The organism is Streptomyces sp. NPDC021356, from assembly GCF_040641015.1.
Classification (GTDB): domain Bacteria; phylum Actinomycetota; class Actinomycetes; order Streptomycetales; family Streptomycetaceae; genus Streptomyces.
Genome location: NZ_JBFACU010000004.1, coordinates 349,887 through 363,638, shown reverse-complemented (window position 1 = coordinate 363,638; position 13,752 = coordinate 349,887). Strand labels below are relative to the sequence as shown.

18 protein-coding genes and 1 pseudogene are annotated in these 13,752 nt (G+C 71.5%); all 19 read right to left on the bottom strand.

The features are described from left to right. Positions 1-59: 59 nt before the first annotated feature. Positions 60-1,178 carry a DnaB-like helicase N-terminal domain-containing protein gene (locus tag AB0G56_RS07620; RefSeq protein ID WP_360965113.1) on the bottom strand — a complete coding sequence of 373 codons (1,119 nt, stop codon included), beginning with the start codon at positions 1,176-1,178 and terminating at the stop codon, positions 60-62. Beyond that, entirely contained in the window at positions 1,178-2,449 is a 1,272-nt protein-coding gene (locus AB0G56_RS07615; RefSeq protein ID WP_360965110.1) for a DNA cytosine methyltransferase, read from the bottom strand. The genes AB0G56_RS07620 and AB0G56_RS07615 overlap by 1 nt, the downstream gene beginning before the upstream one ends. Next, a complete protein-coding gene (locus tag AB0G56_RS07610) occupies positions 2,446-3,309 on the bottom strand; it encodes a hypothetical protein (protein ID WP_360965243.1) in 864 nt (287 codons plus the stop codon). Before AB0G56_RS07610 ends, AB0G56_RS07615 begins: the two co-directional genes overlap by 4 nt. A 96-nt stretch (positions 3,310-3,405) precedes the next feature. Then, positions 3,406-3,873 carry a hypothetical protein gene (locus tag AB0G56_RS07605; protein ID WP_360965107.1) on the bottom strand — a complete coding sequence of 156 codons (468 nt, stop codon included), beginning with the start codon at positions 3,871-3,873 and terminating at the stop codon, positions 3,406-3,408. Continuing rightward, positions 3,866-4,660, bottom strand: coding sequence for a tryptophan synthase subunit alpha (gene trpA, locus AB0G56_RS07600; RefSeq protein WP_360965240.1), 795 nt, complete (start codon positions 4,658-4,660; stop codon positions 3,866-3,868). The genes AB0G56_RS07605 and trpA overlap by 8 nt, the downstream gene beginning before the upstream one ends. A 38-nt stretch (positions 4,661-4,698) precedes the next feature. Then, positions 4,699-5,169 carry a hypothetical protein gene (locus AB0G56_RS07595; protein ID WP_360965104.1) on the bottom strand — a complete coding sequence of 157 codons (471 nt, stop codon included), beginning with the start codon at positions 5,167-5,169 and terminating at the stop codon, positions 4,699-4,701. A 194-nt stretch (positions 5,170-5,363) separates the two neighbouring features. After that, positions 5,364-5,966 (bottom strand): hypothetical protein, encoded by a 603-nt coding sequence (locus AB0G56_RS07590; RefSeq protein WP_360965101.1) that lies wholly within the window; start codon positions 5,964-5,966, stop codon positions 5,364-5,366. 183 nt (positions 5,967-6,149) lie between these two features. After that, positions 6,150-6,494 carry an XF1762 family protein gene (locus AB0G56_RS07585; RefSeq protein WP_360965098.1) on the bottom strand — a complete coding sequence of 115 codons (345 nt, stop codon included), beginning with the start codon at positions 6,492-6,494 and terminating at the stop codon, positions 6,150-6,152. Beyond that, a complete protein-coding gene (locus AB0G56_RS07580) occupies positions 6,388-6,606 on the bottom strand; it encodes an XF1762 family protein (protein ID WP_360965095.1) in 219 nt (72 codons plus the stop codon). Before AB0G56_RS07580 ends, AB0G56_RS07585 begins: the two co-directional genes overlap by 107 nt. Further along, the gene (locus AB0G56_RS07575; RefSeq protein ID WP_360965093.1) at positions 6,603-8,396 is read right to left on the bottom strand and encodes a TraM recognition domain-containing protein; all 1,794 of its coding nucleotides are present in this window, start codon (positions 8,394-8,396) and stop codon (positions 6,603-6,605) included. Before AB0G56_RS07575 ends, AB0G56_RS07580 begins: the two co-directional genes overlap by 4 nt. A 105-nt stretch (positions 8,397-8,501) precedes the next feature. Further along, positions 8,502-8,801 (bottom strand): annotated as a pseudogene (locus AB0G56_RS07570) (DUF317 domain-containing protein); the annotation flags it as partial. Continuing rightward, a complete protein-coding gene (locus AB0G56_RS07565) occupies positions 8,798-9,322 on the bottom strand; it encodes a hypothetical protein (RefSeq protein WP_360965090.1) in 525 nt (174 codons plus the stop codon). The pseudogene AB0G56_RS07570 and the gene AB0G56_RS07565, both read right to left, overlap by 4 nt. A gap of 74 nt (positions 9,323-9,396) precedes the next feature. Continuing rightward, positions 9,397-10,218: a DUF317 domain-containing protein gene (locus AB0G56_RS07560; protein ID WP_360965087.1), complete on the bottom strand. Its 822-nt coding sequence runs from the start codon at positions 10,216-10,218 to the stop codon at positions 9,397-9,399. Further along, on the bottom strand, positions 10,209-10,565 hold the full coding sequence (locus AB0G56_RS07555; protein WP_360965084.1) for a hypothetical protein: 357 nt from the start codon (positions 10,563-10,565) through the stop codon (positions 10,209-10,211). The genes AB0G56_RS07560 and AB0G56_RS07555 overlap by 10 nt, the downstream gene beginning before the upstream one ends. 29 nt (positions 10,566-10,594) lie before the next feature. Then, positions 10,595-11,398 carry a DUF317 domain-containing protein gene (locus tag AB0G56_RS07550; protein ID WP_360965081.1) on the bottom strand — a complete coding sequence of 268 codons (804 nt, stop codon included), beginning with the start codon at positions 11,396-11,398 and terminating at the stop codon, positions 10,595-10,597. Next, entirely contained in the window at positions 11,395-11,778 is a 384-nt protein-coding gene (locus AB0G56_RS07545) for a hypothetical protein (protein ID WP_061915785.1), read from the bottom strand. The genes AB0G56_RS07550 and AB0G56_RS07545 overlap by 4 nt, the downstream gene beginning before the upstream one ends. 275 nt (positions 11,779-12,053) lie before the next feature. Further along, positions 12,054-12,257, bottom strand: a complete 204-nt coding sequence (locus AB0G56_RS07540) for a hypothetical protein (RefSeq protein WP_360965078.1) — start codon at positions 12,255-12,257, stop codon at positions 12,054-12,056. Beyond that, positions 12,254-13,012 carry a hypothetical protein gene (locus AB0G56_RS07535; RefSeq protein WP_360965075.1) on the bottom strand — a complete coding sequence of 253 codons (759 nt, stop codon included), beginning with the start codon at positions 13,010-13,012 and terminating at the stop codon, positions 12,254-12,256. Before AB0G56_RS07535 ends, AB0G56_RS07540 begins: the two co-directional genes overlap by 4 nt. A 25-nt stretch (positions 13,013-13,037) precedes the next feature. Continuing rightward, entirely contained in the window at positions 13,038-13,739 is a 702-nt protein-coding gene (locus AB0G56_RS07530; protein WP_360965072.1) for a hypothetical protein, read from the bottom strand. Positions 13,740-13,752 lie beyond the last annotated feature (13 nt).

Here is a 13,752-nt window from a genome sequence, read left to right as displayed (position 1 = left end):
TGTCGTCTCTTCTGCCGGTGGCCGGGCCTTCGGGTCCGGCCACCGGCGTGAGTGGGGTGTTATCGGATTGCTCGCGCGGCGCGGGCGGCGTGAGCGGCCGTCGTGGTCGGCGGGCCGGCGCGAGTGGCGGGTGCCGGGCGCGGCCGTGGTGGCGGGACAGTTCCGGTGGCGTGCTGCCAGCGGGTGCGAACGGCGCTGATGTCGGCGAGGGAGCGGCGGGCGCCCACCACAAGCTGGAAGGGGGTGTTCGCCGGGTCTCCGGCGTACGCCGAGATGCGCCGGCCAGCGTGATCGGCGGTGGCCAGGAGGGAGCGCTGCAGGGCACGTTCGCCCCAGTGCTCCACGGAACCGGCCGGTTCGGCCAGCAGGCGGAGCACCTCGCCGGGTTCACTCGCGTTGTCGAGCAGGCCGCGCTGTTGGGCCTCCCATAGGACGGTGACGGGGTCGACGGGCTCGCGGCGGCGGGCCAGGGCGGTCAGGCATTGCCACAGGCCGGCGTGCAGGGGCCGGGTGAGGTCGTCGGGGAGCAGCCACCGGACGGACTCGATGTCGGCGGGGTGGGCGGTGGCGGTCGCGAGCAGCAGTTGCTCCTCCTCGACCGCCTCGGTGCGGTCGGTGGTGATGGCCGGCGGCGGTGCCGCGGTGCGGGGCAGCACTCCGGCGCGCGGCGGGAACCGGCTCGCGATGTCGTCCACGACCGCGGTGAGCGCGTCGGCCTCGGCGAGTACTGTCTCGACTGGGTGCGGGTGGGTGGCGTCGTCGACGCTCTGGATGAGGCGTTCGGCGGCCGTCTGCAGGCGCCGGCGGGCGTGTTCGGCCTCGACCATCCGGGCGTAGGCCGGTGCGTGGCGGGGCCAGGGGCAGACCTGGACGAGGGTGTGCAGGTAGGAGGCGGTCAGCCCGCGCGCCTGTTCGCGCCCCGTGGCGAGCACTTGGTCGAGCCATTTGGTGTTCTTCGCGTGCTCGGCGGGGTCGGGCGGAGGCAGGGTGCTGATGGCGGTGAACAGGGCGGCGTGCGCGGCGGTGGAGAACGAGTCGGCGGCGATGCCGGTCACGTCGCCGAGGCGGTGTGGATGAAGGAGGAGGGCGCCGAGGAGGGCCTGCTCGACGTGGAACACCGGCTGCGGCGGTGCGATGGCGTCGAGGTGGTCTTCTTCGGGTTCGGGGACGTGGGGCATCAGGCTGCGAGGGTGAAGTCGTCGGGGTTGAGGGTGACGCCGAGGTGCGGGGCGAGGAGGTGGCCGGCGAGCAACGGCGGTACGGCGTTGCCGATCTGGGAGAACTGCTGGCCCTTGTTGCCGGCCCAGGGGTAGTCGGCGGGGAAGGTCTGCAGGAGGCCGGCCTCGCGGGCGGTGATCCGGATCGGCTCGGGTACCGCTGGTGTGTCCGTGTCCTCGGTCGGAGGCGAGGCTGGTCCGGCGACCCAGGTGCACTCGTTCGCGCGGTGCCCGAAGAACAGTGTGCCCGCCGGCTCGGACAGCGGGCGGACGGTGGCGTTCGCTTGGTTGTTGCTGCGCAGGGACCAGGACCAGCGGTGTGCGTCGGCGGAGAACGTCGGCGCCGGAGCGTCGGCGGCACGGTTCTGTCGTGCGCCGTGCCGTGCCTTCCAGCCAGTTCCTTCGCGGCGGGACTGCAGGAGCACACCGTCCGGCCTGGGCATCCAGGTGCCGCGCTCCCGGGCGTCGGAGAGCGACTTGCGGGAGCCCGAAGGGAACGGTTCGGGTCCGCCGCCGGGTCCGCCGCCGGCGCAGACGGTGGGAACGGGCCGGTCAGTCGCGCCCCATCCGAGGGCCTCGGCCATGCTGACCCAGCGGGCGCGGCCCGGACCGAACAGCGAGTCAGGCTCGGCGACTTGGGCGTGGGTGGGCGTGGGAGGCTGTGCCGTACGCACCCGGGAGGCGATCAGGATCGCTCGCCTGCGCGTCTGTGGAACGCCGAAGTCAGCGGCGTTGAGGATCCCGTACCAGACCGAGAAACCCCAGCCGCGCAGAACGGCCGCGTACTGCTTCCACAGCGGCAGAACGTCCGGCACCTCCTCCATCGCGACCCACTCGGGCTCTCCGACCGTGTTCAGGGCATGCAGGTAGCGCATCGGCTCGGCCGCGAGCAGGGAGCGCTCGTCGCGGCAGGCGGCGAGGAGACGCTCGCGGGTGTCACGGCCGACGGCGAGGTCCTCCACCGCCGTGTGCACCAGCGGCTGGTCGAGCAGGCCGAGGCGTTTGCCGGCCATGCTCCATGCCTGGCACGGCGGGGACGCGATCAGCCCGCGCGTGCGACCGAGGAAGGGCCACGTCGGATACATGGCCACGTCGGTGCGGATCGTCAACTGTCCGGCAGCCACACGGGTTTTGCAGGCCCACTCGTCCCATTCCAGGCCGACGTCGCGCACACCGAAGACTGCCAGTGCCCTGCTCCAACCACCCGGACCCGCGAAGAGGTCGAGTATCACGTGGCCAGCCCGAAGTCGTCGCGGGTCAGCACGTCCGCGTCCCCTCGGCACCCCCACGGGGAGCAGCCGTCCACGACGCCGTTCTCCAGCGCGTCGGCTTCGTCTGCGTCTATGCGCAGTGCTGCCCGTTCGGCGGCGGTGACGTGGTCGATCGGCGCCTGGCTCAGCGGGACGCGGGAGCGGTGCAGGAACGCCTCGCCGAGCAGTCGGCTGCCCGAGGCGTTGGCGCGGGCATTGCCCTGCCGGATGGCCGCATCGAATTCGACGACGTCCGCCCACTCGGACGGGGACGTGTCCCTGATATGCCTCCATTGCACATTTCCGTGGAATGGACATCCCAGGCAGCTTGATTTCGGTGTATCGGCCAGCCCGAGTGAGGAGAGGTAACGGACGCAGTCTGCTCTGCTCCAGCTCAGGTCGAGAAGCGGATGCCGGTTGCGCATGTATTTCACGTCGGCGTCTTTGGCGCGGTGGAATTCGTCGGTGGAGATTCCCACCCACTGCTCAACGAACACGCCCTTGGGAACGCGCGAGGGGTAGGGGTGTCCGAGGAGTTCGCGTACCTTCTGCTTTATCGGCTTTATCTTATATTCGCCGGTGCACTGCCTGCGGGTCATGCCAGGCCGCCCGTCCTTGTTCAGGATGTGCAGGGGCATGGAGGCGAAGCGGTGGTCCGGATTCAGGGCGTCGCTGCGAATGTTTCCGGCTGAGACGCGGAGGACCGGTATGCCAGCGGGCTTGGCTATCTCCTGTTCCAGTCGGTCCAGGTGAGCGTAAACGGCTTTGGGTTCCCATCCGGTGTCGGCGAATATCGCGTAGTCGACCTTCGGGAGGATCTCTTCGGCGGAAAGGGCGAGCAGGGTGCTGGACTGAACTCCCGCGCCCAGGGAAAGGGCACGGAATTGAGGCTGATCTGAAATGGTCTGTCCTGGAGATGGGGAAATGGGGGCGCGCCCTCAATGAGGCTGGTGCGTCAGCCGGCTGGGCGGGATTAGCCGGTCGCGGTGTATGGCGTGGTGGAGGGTGGGGATGCGGTCGAGGAGGTCGGTGGCCGACTCGATGAACTGCTGTGGTGAGGGGCGGATGAGGATGGCCGGCCCCTTCGTGGCGTTGGCTCGGCGGCGTTGGTTCTCCACGGCGCGGGCGAGGGCTGCGGTCAGTTCGGCGCTTGCGTCCTGGGCGGCCTTGGCGATCTGCGCGATGTGGTCGAGGAGCAGCAGCTCCCCGGACGTGGTGTGCGGCGTGTGCTGGGCGAGGTCGAGGAACAGCCGCAGGGCGGCGCCGGCGAGGGCTTGGGCGTCGGTGATCCGCGCGGCCAGCGCGTTCGCGTGGCCGATGGTGTTGGTGCGCAGGGCTCGGTGCAGGACAAGGGCGTCGGCCACGATCCGGTCGAGGGCCTCGGTCGGGGCGGAGCGATCAGGCACGGGTCTCCGTGAGAGTGGGCGGGCGCAGGGCCTGGGCGAACGCGGCCGTCACGTCCGGGGCTTGGGCAGGATCGGTGGCCAGGGCGCGGACGACGGGGGTGCCGATGACGACGGCGTCCACCAGCGGAGCGACGCGCGCGGCGAGGGCCGGGGTGGAGATCCCCACTCCCGACACCACGGGCAGCGGGCTCGCGGCACGCAGGCGCTGGGTGAAGCCGGCGAGCGCCGGGATGTCCAGCGGCCCTCGGTAGCCGGTGGGGGCCATGCTGGCGGGTGCGTACAGCCATCCGGACGCGCCGGCGACCGCGGCCGGGAGCAGGGGCTCAGGGGTGGTGCGCGGGATGAGGCGCGGGGTGCGAAGGCCCGTCTCCCGTGCGATTTCGTGCCAGCGGACCGCTTGGTGGGCGGGCAGGTCGACGATCATCACGCCGGCGGCGCCGGCGTCGGCGAACAGGCGGGCCACGTACGCGGTCCCGTGGCGGCTCACGGGCTCCCAGTAGGTCATGACAACGGTCGGCCGGAGGCTGGCGGCATGTTCGACGGCGCGCACGGCGTGGTCGAGGGCGTTTCCGCTGCGCAGGGCGCGGTGGTAGGCGGCCTGAATGACGGGGCCGTCGAGGGCGGCTTCGGTGGGCAGGCCGACCTCAAACAGGTCGGCACCTGCCTGCGCGAGCTGGTCGAGGTGCTGGCGCTGTGCGGTTGCCGGGTGCAGGCCGGCGGGGACGAACACGCCCAGCGCGCACCGTTCTTGGGTGAGGCGGGTGTGGAGGCGATCGGCGGTGGCCAGGTTGGTGCCTTTCCCGGCGGGTGGGCTGTCGCCGGAGGTCAGCGGCGGCGCCCGGCCGGTGGAGTCGTGAGCGCGGGTGGTCTGGCGGTGCGGGCCGGTTGCGCGGCAGGCGGCAGGGGCGCGGCGGGCTGGCTGCTGAAGGCGGGGGCGACGGCGTCGAGGGTCTTGGCGACCTGCTGGGCCTGGTCGCGGGCATCCCGGAGCTGCTCGGCGACGGTGTCGGGGAGCCGGTCCCATTGGGCCTGGTACTGGTAGCGCTGGATGATCTCGATGGCGTTGCGCAGCTGCTCGGCGAGCTGTTGCAGGATCGCGGTTTGCTGCTCGGGGGCGGTCGCGATGTGTGTGGCCTGCAGCAGCGCGTCCAGGGCGGTGGGCAGCGGATCGTCGTCCGTGGGAAGGCCGTAGAGGCGGGCGTGCAGTGCTTGGGCGAAGACCGTCACCGGGCCGCCGCAGGAGCCGTGGTCATACTTGGCTGCTGCCTGTCGGCGGACGCTGAAGCTGACGGTCACATCACGGGGAGCAGCGCCGGGGCGGATCTGGTCCGCAAGCGCGCAGGCGAGGTCATGCGCGCTCGGGGTGTTGGGTGACGTGGCAAGACTCCAAGAGGGATAGCGGTCAACGGCTGGAGTGCGAAGGTGTGTACCGCCGCGTGCCCTTGGCCGCAGCTCGGCGATCGTTCACACCCGACCGCACCCGCGTGGGGTCAGCGGGTGCGACGACGGGTCGAAGGCGTGGTCGGCGTGCGGGGGGCGGCAGCTGACGGGCGGCGGGGAGCGGGAGGGATGTCGGCCGGCGTGGGGATGCCGAGGTCGACGCGGACACCGAGACCGTGGGTGTAGGCGTGGGTTTCGGCAGCTGTCACGGCGCCGAGCAGGCCGCGCTCGTCCAGCCCGTCCGGCGGGCGATAGGAAGAGCCGTTCGCCACCGGGGTGAAGCCGTGCTGCTCCAGGAGGGAACGGGCGGCGGCGGTCCTGGCCGTCACCGCCACGGTGCCGGCACTGAAGTGGAAGCGCATCTCCGGATCGGCGACGGCACTGTCGGGGCTCCAGCGGGTCGTCCAGCAGAGATCGACCAGGTCGTGGGTGTGGGCCAGGAGCCCGTACATCGCGATCCCGGCACGCTCGTGCGCGTCCTGGGCAGTGCCCGGCGGCAGCAGGTAGAGCGTGCGGCCGAGGTGCTCCCGGGCGAGGAACCCGGCCTCGGTCAGCAGCCGGTCGGCATCGCGGATGCGGCGGTTGATGACGATGAAGGTGTGCCCGTCGTCGGTGGACCCGATGAACACATCGGGGAAGTCCAAAAGAGACACGGTGGTCCAGGGGATCGGGGAAACGGGATCTGGCGGCTGTTTCAGCGGGCCCGGCGAGCCTGCACGTGGTGGTACCCCGCTTGCTGAGCGGGACGGCCGCCGGCGATGACCGCGTCCAGCGCTGCTGACGGACGTCATGTCGTCGCGTTCGTGGGATGCATAGGTGCCGATGAGCGTGTCCTGTCAGGGCGCTTGCCACAGTGTGCGAGCGATCTGCGAGGTTCCGCGGTCCGTCCGCGGCCGGGACGGCGTGTGCCAGCCCGGCCTTGGAGGACGGTGGGCCAGGACGCGCCACCCCGCGCCGCGCAGCGAGGCTCCGCTCTCCCCTGCCTGCGTATAGGTGATCAGCCGCCGGTATCCGAGCGCTTTGGCCGCTCTCCAAGCAGCTCCGTAGAGCAGGGAGTTGGCGTTGCGTGTGCCGTCAGGCGGTGCGGGTGACTTCGAGGGTGGTGCCGTCGTCCAAGTGGCGGGCGACAGGGCGGCCGACCATGGCCACGGCGCGCAGGATGTTGGCCTCGTCGGCGGCACCGAGGGAGAAGATCTGTCCGGCGGGCGGCGGGTGGTGCCGGTGCCAGAGGCGGACGAACTCCTTGGCGTCCCGAGAGCGGACGGGCACCAGGTGCAGGCGCGATTCGCTCACGCGGCGGGCCCGAAATCGGACTGGACCGGTGCGTGCTTGGCGATGGCCCGGGCGGTGATCGCCTTGGATGCGCGGTCGGACGCCGCGGACAGTTCTGCTGCGCCGGGCTCTTGGTACCACGGGCGCAGGTCGAGCATGGCGGCGCGCAGACCGGTGGCGAAGCAGAGGGCCGTGCCCTTGGGCAGGGCGCGGATCTCGTCGGCGGGAAGGATCCGCTGCTGTCGCATCGACACCGAGGTCGACTTGCCGGACTCGGAGTGCGAGGTCGAGGTGGTCTCGACGTCGTGGTCGCCGATCAGGCGGGACAGCTTGTCCGCGAAGTCGGGGTCGTCGATACCGGAGCCGATGACCTTGACGGTAGAGGCGGACCACATGGCGTCCATGCCGGCGTCCCCCCAGACCTTCTGGCCCTGGCGGTAGGACTGCAGGATCGTGATCGGGATGATGCCGCGCGACCCGAGGTGCGAGTACAGGTCCGGAAGGTCCGAGATCTTGCACACGTTGGCGGCCTCGTCGAGGATCGCGAGCATGGGCGGGTCGAGGCGTCCTCCGGCTCGTTCGGCCTGGGCGGTCGCGGCCCGCATCACCGAGTCGGCGCACGCCGCGATCAGCGCCGAGGCTCCGCCTCCGCCGTCCTTGCTGAGCAGGAAGAGGGTGTCGGTGGAGGTGACGAACTCGGACGGCCTGAACTCGGGGACGTTCTTCTGCGGGGTGACCCAGGCGGCGATCTCGCTGTTGAGCAGCGCGGCGGCGTACTGGCGGGCGGTCTCGTAGATGCCGTCCCTGGTTTCCGGCGGTCCTTCCACGGTGCCCTTGAGTTGGGCGGCGATGGCGGTGAATCCGTGGTCGCGGAGGATGTCGAGCGGGGTGCGGTCGGCGGGGAAGGCCAGCCACTGCATGACGTCGGTGATCGGCCGCTCGTCCAGGGCCGCGGCGAGGAAGAGCTGCGCGAGGATGTTGGATCCGGCCTTGGACCAGAAGTCGCCCTGTTGGGAGGCGTCCACGGAGGCGGCGAGGAAGTGGCCGGCCAGCCGCCCGGCGCCGTCGAGGGTTTTGGCGTCCGCCAAGGGATTCCACCACATCTCGCGTGCGGCGTGCGCGATCTGCTGCGGGTCCATCGACCACACCCGTCCCACGGCGGCGCGGGCGTCGTAGGTGGCGGTGAACGCATCGCCGGCGGCCTTGTTCGAGGTCAGCAGGACCGGGCCGGGCGCGGCGAGGATGGAGGGGATCGCGAGCGAGGTGGTCTTGCCCGAGCGGGGCGCCATGATGGCGACGGCCACGTCCTCGTAGCCCATGCGGATCTCCTGCTTGGTGCCCTGCAGGTTGCCGAGGAGGATGCCGGTGTCGCGGGCCTCGATGTGCTTGGCGTCCTTCAGGCTCGGGCGCAGGGAGCGGGCCTTGTCGGTGATCGCCTTGGCCATCATCGGTTCGATGTCCCGGGCCTTGGCCATGCCGGTGATCTTCTTCTTCCGGCCGCCGCTGCGGTTCTTGTGCCGGGCCCACAGGATGCCCGCTGTTGTCCCGAGGGCCAGGAGGAGGAGAACGGGAACGATGCGTGCCCCGATCAGCAGGGGTGTTTCTCCCGCGTGGGGCCAGAGGCGCTGGGGGTGGAGCAGGGCGGTGGTCGGCTGGTACGGCGCCCAGCCGCCTCCGGTGAGGTAGGCGGTGATGTTGCCGGACAGCCAGGCGAGGTGGGACAGGGGGACGACGACGGCTGCGACTCCGATCAGGAGGCGCAGGACGATGTCGTACCCGTCGGTGGAACTGTTGGAGGAGGTGGGGGGCAAAGAGTTACGTGCCTTCCGGGCGGGGCGGGGCATTCAGCGGCTGCGGCTGTTCCTGGCCGGCGGCGGGCGCGGCGGGCCTGGAGTTGCCGGCGGGACGTCGCCGAAGGCGGCGATGAGTTCGACCGGGGTGCGGGCGCCGAAACTCGCGTACCAGGCGGGCCGGTCCGGCTCCGCTGCATGGTTGAGGGTCCACCACTGTCCGTCGGGATCGGGTTCCAGGCGCAGGAGGGTCTCCTGGTCCGGGCTGGAGAGCAGGACGCGGGGTATCAGGGGGTCGTTGCCGTGGCTCCAGCCGCAGGCGCGGTGCAGGGAGACGGTGATCCAGGCGGGGGCACCGCCGCCGACCAGGTGGCGCGGCCTGATGAAGTCGACCTCGACGGTCTCGGGAGTCGGGGGCGTGCTCACTTCCGTGCCGTAGCTCGCCGGTCTGGCGCGGTGGCCGGGGCCGGTGTCGGTGTGGGGGCCAGGGGTGAAGGGGCTTTGCGGGCGGCCGTGTTGATCTCGCGGAGCGCCTTGCCGTGGGTGGCCCAGTCGTCGAGGTAGCTCCACGATTCGGCGTGATGTGCGGCGAGTGCGTCGTCGAAGTCCGGGGTGCCGGGCTTGGCGGTGGCGGGGAGGGCGTCGCGGGTGAGCAGCCATTGCTCGTGCAGTTCGTCGAGTCGGTCGAGGGCGTCGCGCAGGACGCCCAGCTGGTAGACCCAGCGGCTCTGCACGTTGGTCTCCGGGAGCTGGGCCAGTTGCGTTTCGGCCGTGGCCAGCAGGTGACGGGCGCCGTACCGGAGCGGCTCGAATGCCTCGGCGGTGTCGGCGTCGCGCTGGCTGGCGCGCAGGCCGTAGGCGTGGTCGTCGTAGGGCCATCCGTCGAGGTCGGTGTGCTCGTCGGAGTAGGCGTCCCAGGCGTCGAGGATCTTCTTGCTGTCGCTCACGTAATGGTCGAGGTGACGGAGGAGGGCGCGGTGTGCGCGGTGATCGGCGGAAATGGGAAAGGGGTCCTGTCGGTTCAGCGGCGGGCGGCCGGCTGGGCGGTGTGGGCCTTTGCCGGGGTCGGTGCGGGTTTCGTCTGCTGCCTGCGGGCGGAGCGTGCCCGGGCACGGAGCGACTCGATACGGGCGGTGTGGGCGTCGACCACCTGCTGTGGGCGCAGCGGGCTGGGCTCCTGCACGGCGCTGTAGTGGCCGGTGCGGTCGTACATGCCGCGCTGGAGCGGGCTGCGGTCGGCCAGCGCGGTGAGGAACGATCCGACATGGTGGGCGGGGACGTCCTCGTCGAAGTAGGCGTGCCAGATGCGCGGGCCGGGGAACTGCCCGTCGCCGGGCTCGCAGGTCTCAACGTGCCAGGACGACCGGCCACTGAATTCACTCAATGGGCGCAGTTCGATGTGGCACATGGAGTCCGGCGAGCGCGCCGTACCGTCTGCGTCGCGGTGCCAGCCCGCCGAGGTCACCGGCTGCCACGGGTCTGGCTGTTGTGGCGGCGGGGCGATGAGGGCATCGGTGAAGCCGGCGAGGACCTCGGCGGGCACGAGTTCACCGAACTCGGCGTACCAGCCGGGCTCGGTGTCGGTGGGCTCGGCCCGCAGCCGCCACCATGCGGAGGTGGTGGACTGCGGGTCGAACTGGAGGCTGTGGCGAAGGTCGGGACTGCGCAGGACGATCTCGGCACTCAAAGGGTCGGAGACGGCGCTCCATCCGGCGGCGGCCAGGCCGTGGGTGACGTGGCGGGCATCCCCGGGGCCGGCGAGATGGCGGGGGCTGGTGTCGAAGGGGATCCGCCAGGCGTGCTTGTCGGCGAACCCGGCGAGCTGCCGTTCGCTCAGCGGCACCGACCGCACCCCGGCTCACTCGCGGCGGCGCTGCCGATCACCTTGCGCAGCTCGTCCAGGACGTAGTGGAGCATGTACTGGTCGGTCTGCACCCACGCCGCGGTACGCAGCTCGGTGACCAGATCACTGATCTTCTCGCTGCGCGGTGTGTTCGGGTGGCTCTGTACGGCGCGGGCGAGGGCGCGCAGGGTGTCACCGAGCTGGATGGGCAGGCCGGTGTATTCGTCGAGGAGGGGCTCGACGAGAGCGAGCGCCTCCTTGGGGTCGGGGTTCTCGCGCAGGTATTCGGTGAGACGGCACAGGGTGTCGGTCGCGGCGCGGATGGTGTCCGGGGTGAGTGCGGGCATCGGGCTCCTCGGGGTGGTGGGTGTCGTGGTCAGCGGCGGGTTCGTGCGCCGTCGGCGGCGGCGTGGGCGCGGGCGGTGGTGCGCGGTCTGGTGCTTCGGGCGCTGTTGCGGGCCCAGGTGGCGGCCCGGGCGGCCGTGATGCGGGCCTGCTGCCAGGCGCTGAGCTGGGAGGGCTCGACGGATACCGACCAGGTGCGGATCTGCGCGCTGTGCGGGACGCGTCCGCGTGGGCGCATCACGGGGTCGGGGCTAGCGAGTTCGGTGGAGAAGGCTTGCACGAGGTGCATCGGGCTGTTCGGCGTGAAGTGGGCCGTCCAGCCGTTGCCCTGTTTGTCCTGCGCTCCGGTCCACCACATCGCCGTGCCGTCGGGGTTCTGGCGGTACTGCATCCAGGCGGTGCCATCGGGGCTGGTCGCCACGTAGTGCTCGCCCTCGAAACGCGTGTGCCAGTTCTGCTCCTGCAGCGGAGCCCAGACGTTGGGGGCGTGTGCGGAGCGGGGACGGGTGAGGGCGTCGGTCAGGCCGGCGACGATCTCCACCGGGGCCTGACGGCCCAGGTGCGCCGACCACTCGCCGCTGGCCCCGTCTGCCCGGCCGTGGATGGTCCAGCCGCCGGGAAGGACGTAAGGGTCGTAGGCGACGCGGACGGTCCGGTCCGGGCTCTCCATGAACAAGGGGCCGCCGGTCTTGGACTTGTCCCGCCAGCCCGAGGCACACAGGAACTCCGAGACGTGCCGGACGTCGCCGCCGCCTGCCAGTGCACGGGGCTGGACGAGGTAGTGCTGCTCGGCCTGCTCGCCGGGCCCCCAGCCCTGCCACTGCTTCTTCTTCACCGGCGCCGCCGGACCACGAGCGGTGCGGGCACTGGGCGCTTCGCCTCGGTGGTGGCGGGCTGGGTGCTGACGTGCGCCAGGGCGTCCTTGTGTTCGTCCAGGTCGAGGGTGATGTCGTGCAGTTCGTTCGAGGCACGGCCCAGAGCGAGCCACACCTCCGCGGGGAGCGCGCCGCGCTCTGCCTGGTCCTTGGCGAACACGCTTCCGGTGGCGACGAGGTGAGTGACGCCGCCGAGGACTCCGGCGTCCGGGTCGAGAACGCGGGCGATGACCTGCGCGGCCTGGGGCGGGGGAAGCTGCGAGAGGTGGTCGGCGAGCTGGCCGAGCTGGCGGGTGATCTCGTCGGCCAGTCTCACCGGATAGGGGGCGGGGTGGGACATGCTCCTCCGGGGCGGTGAACGGTCAGTGGTGGTGGCGCTGCCCGACGCGCTGTGACTCGGTGAGGACGCCCTCCGGGCGGGCGCCGGTCAGCGGGGAGGTGTGGTCGGGACCGGTCGGTATGCAAGCGCGCAGATAGCGGCGGAACAGGGCTGTGGCGAGCCGGGGCTTGAGCCGGTTGCTGATCGGTGGGGGTGTGCGGGGTGCTACGGGTTTCTCCGGGAGTCGGGCGGTGTGCTGGGCGGCCCCGGCGTGGTGCCGGGGCCGCTCGGGCGTCTTACGGGGTACGGCGGGCCGGTGCGGAGTGCGACGGGGAGCCGTCCGGTGCCGGTTGCTGCGCTGCGGGACGGGCCGCTCTGGTGCGGAGGCCGTGCATGGCCCGCCGGTAGGTGGCTTCGTCGAAGACGCCGGGCGTGCACTTGACGTCATGACCGGTCAGGAGCAGGGAGGGGATGCCCAGGTCGGCCTCCGCCTGGTTCATCGAGTCCTGGCGGAGGCCGTACGGGTGCCGGACGGGGTCGGCGGCATGGATGCCGGGGCTGAGGTAGGCGCGGTCCGTCCGGCGGGGTGCTGGAGGGCGGTACCGATGCCGAGCGCGTCGAGGCGCGGGCCGATCTCGCGCAGGGCGCGGGCCTGGACCTGGGTGTCGTCACCACCCAGGCGGTAGATGCCGCTCTGCGGGTCCTGGATAAAGCCGTGGGCGACGAGGATCGTGCCGGCCCGGTCGTCGGCGGGGGCGGTGGCGACGCTGCCGTCCGGCTGCCAGGTCAGGACGATCCGGTCCGGCTGGGAGGGCTGGATGCCACCCAGGGCGTTGTGCCGGACCTGTGCGAGCGCACGGTCGTAGCGGGCGAGCAGATCGCCAGCGACCTGCTCGGCACTCAGGAACGGGTCGTCTGCCAGGGCGACGCCGTTGGGCTCAGGGACAGCCCGGTACGCCTCGTCGGGCAGGGCGCGCGGGGCGACGGCGGCGAGAAGGAAGCCGTCGCGTCCGTCGTGCCGGTCCAGGAGGACGAGCTGGGCGCCGTCGGGGCGGCTGAGGACGGCTGCCTGCGTCAGCGGGTGCTCGGCGAGGGAGGCGGCGACCAGGTCCAGGTCCCAGATCCGGTCGGCGAGTTCGGCGAGGTCGTCTTTGGCGTCGGCTGTCAGGTGCGTGCTGGTCCAGGTATCGGGGAGTTCACCGGCGAGGACGTCGGCGTACGAGGCGAGGTGCTCGGAGGTGTCGTGGTCGTGCATGGTGTCCTTGGGCAGTTGCAGGGGCTCAGCGGCGCAGGCGGGCGGCACCGACGGGCGGCGGTGCCGGGGCCGGCAGTGCACGCGGCGGGGGTGGGCAGGCGCACACGGCGGAGCGTTCGGTCTCGTGGTCGGGCACCTGCTCGGCGCAGGGGCGGCGGCCGGGGTGAGGGGCGTGCCGGTCGGCCAGCCGTTCGCGGGTGTACGCGAGGTCGGAGTGGATGACGCGGACGTATTCGTCGGCGAGGTAGCGCAGGCGCCGGGCGGTGTGCGGATCGGTCGCGTTGCCGAGTCCGTCGAAGAACTCCGCCAGAGCGCCGAGGGTTTCCTCCAACCCGGCGAGGATGCCGTCGTGGGGCGCGGTGAGTTCGGTGAGGATGTCGGCTGCCTCGGCGGTGTCGGTGGCTTCGCGCAGGCGTTCGGCGAGGTGGGAGACCGAGGTATCGAGCGTGGGATAGCGCGCGGGGCGGGCGTCGGTGTCGAAAGGTTCGTCGCAGTCGACGTGGTACCCGGCAGCCCGCAGGTGCGCTACGGCATCGGTGGCGAGACGGGACTCGTCGTCCTCGGTGAGGCCGGCGGGGGCGCGGTGGTAGGTCTCGTGGAGGCGGACGACGGCGATGAATCCCGCGCGCTGGAGAATGCTGTGTGCCTCCAAGTCGCCGCCGCGCGCGAGGAGTTCGCTGGAGCCCGAGTCGCGGCGGATGTCCATGAAGCGGCCGGTATGGGGCAAGAAGGCGTTACTC

Coding starts and splice junctions, on each gene's coding strand:
- AB0G56_RS07540 (WP_360965078.1), bottom strand. CDS start 12,257: ATGAACCAGGCGGAGGCCGACCTGGGCATCCCCTCCCTGCTCCTGACC.
- AB0G56_RS07555 (WP_360965084.1), bottom strand. CDS start 10,565: ATGCCCGCACTCACCCCGGACACCATCCGCGCCGCGACCGACACCCTG.
- AB0G56_RS07535 (WP_360965075.1), bottom strand. CDS start 13,012: ATGCACGACCACGACACCTCCGAGCACCTCGCCTCGTACGCCGACGTC.
- AB0G56_RS07620 (WP_360965113.1), bottom strand. CDS start 1,178: ATGCCCCACGTCCCCGAACCCGAAGAAGACCACCTCGACGCCATCGCA.
- AB0G56_RS07545 (WP_061915785.1), bottom strand. CDS start 11,778: ATGTCCCACCCCGCCCCCTATCCGGTGAGACTGGCCGACGAGATCACC.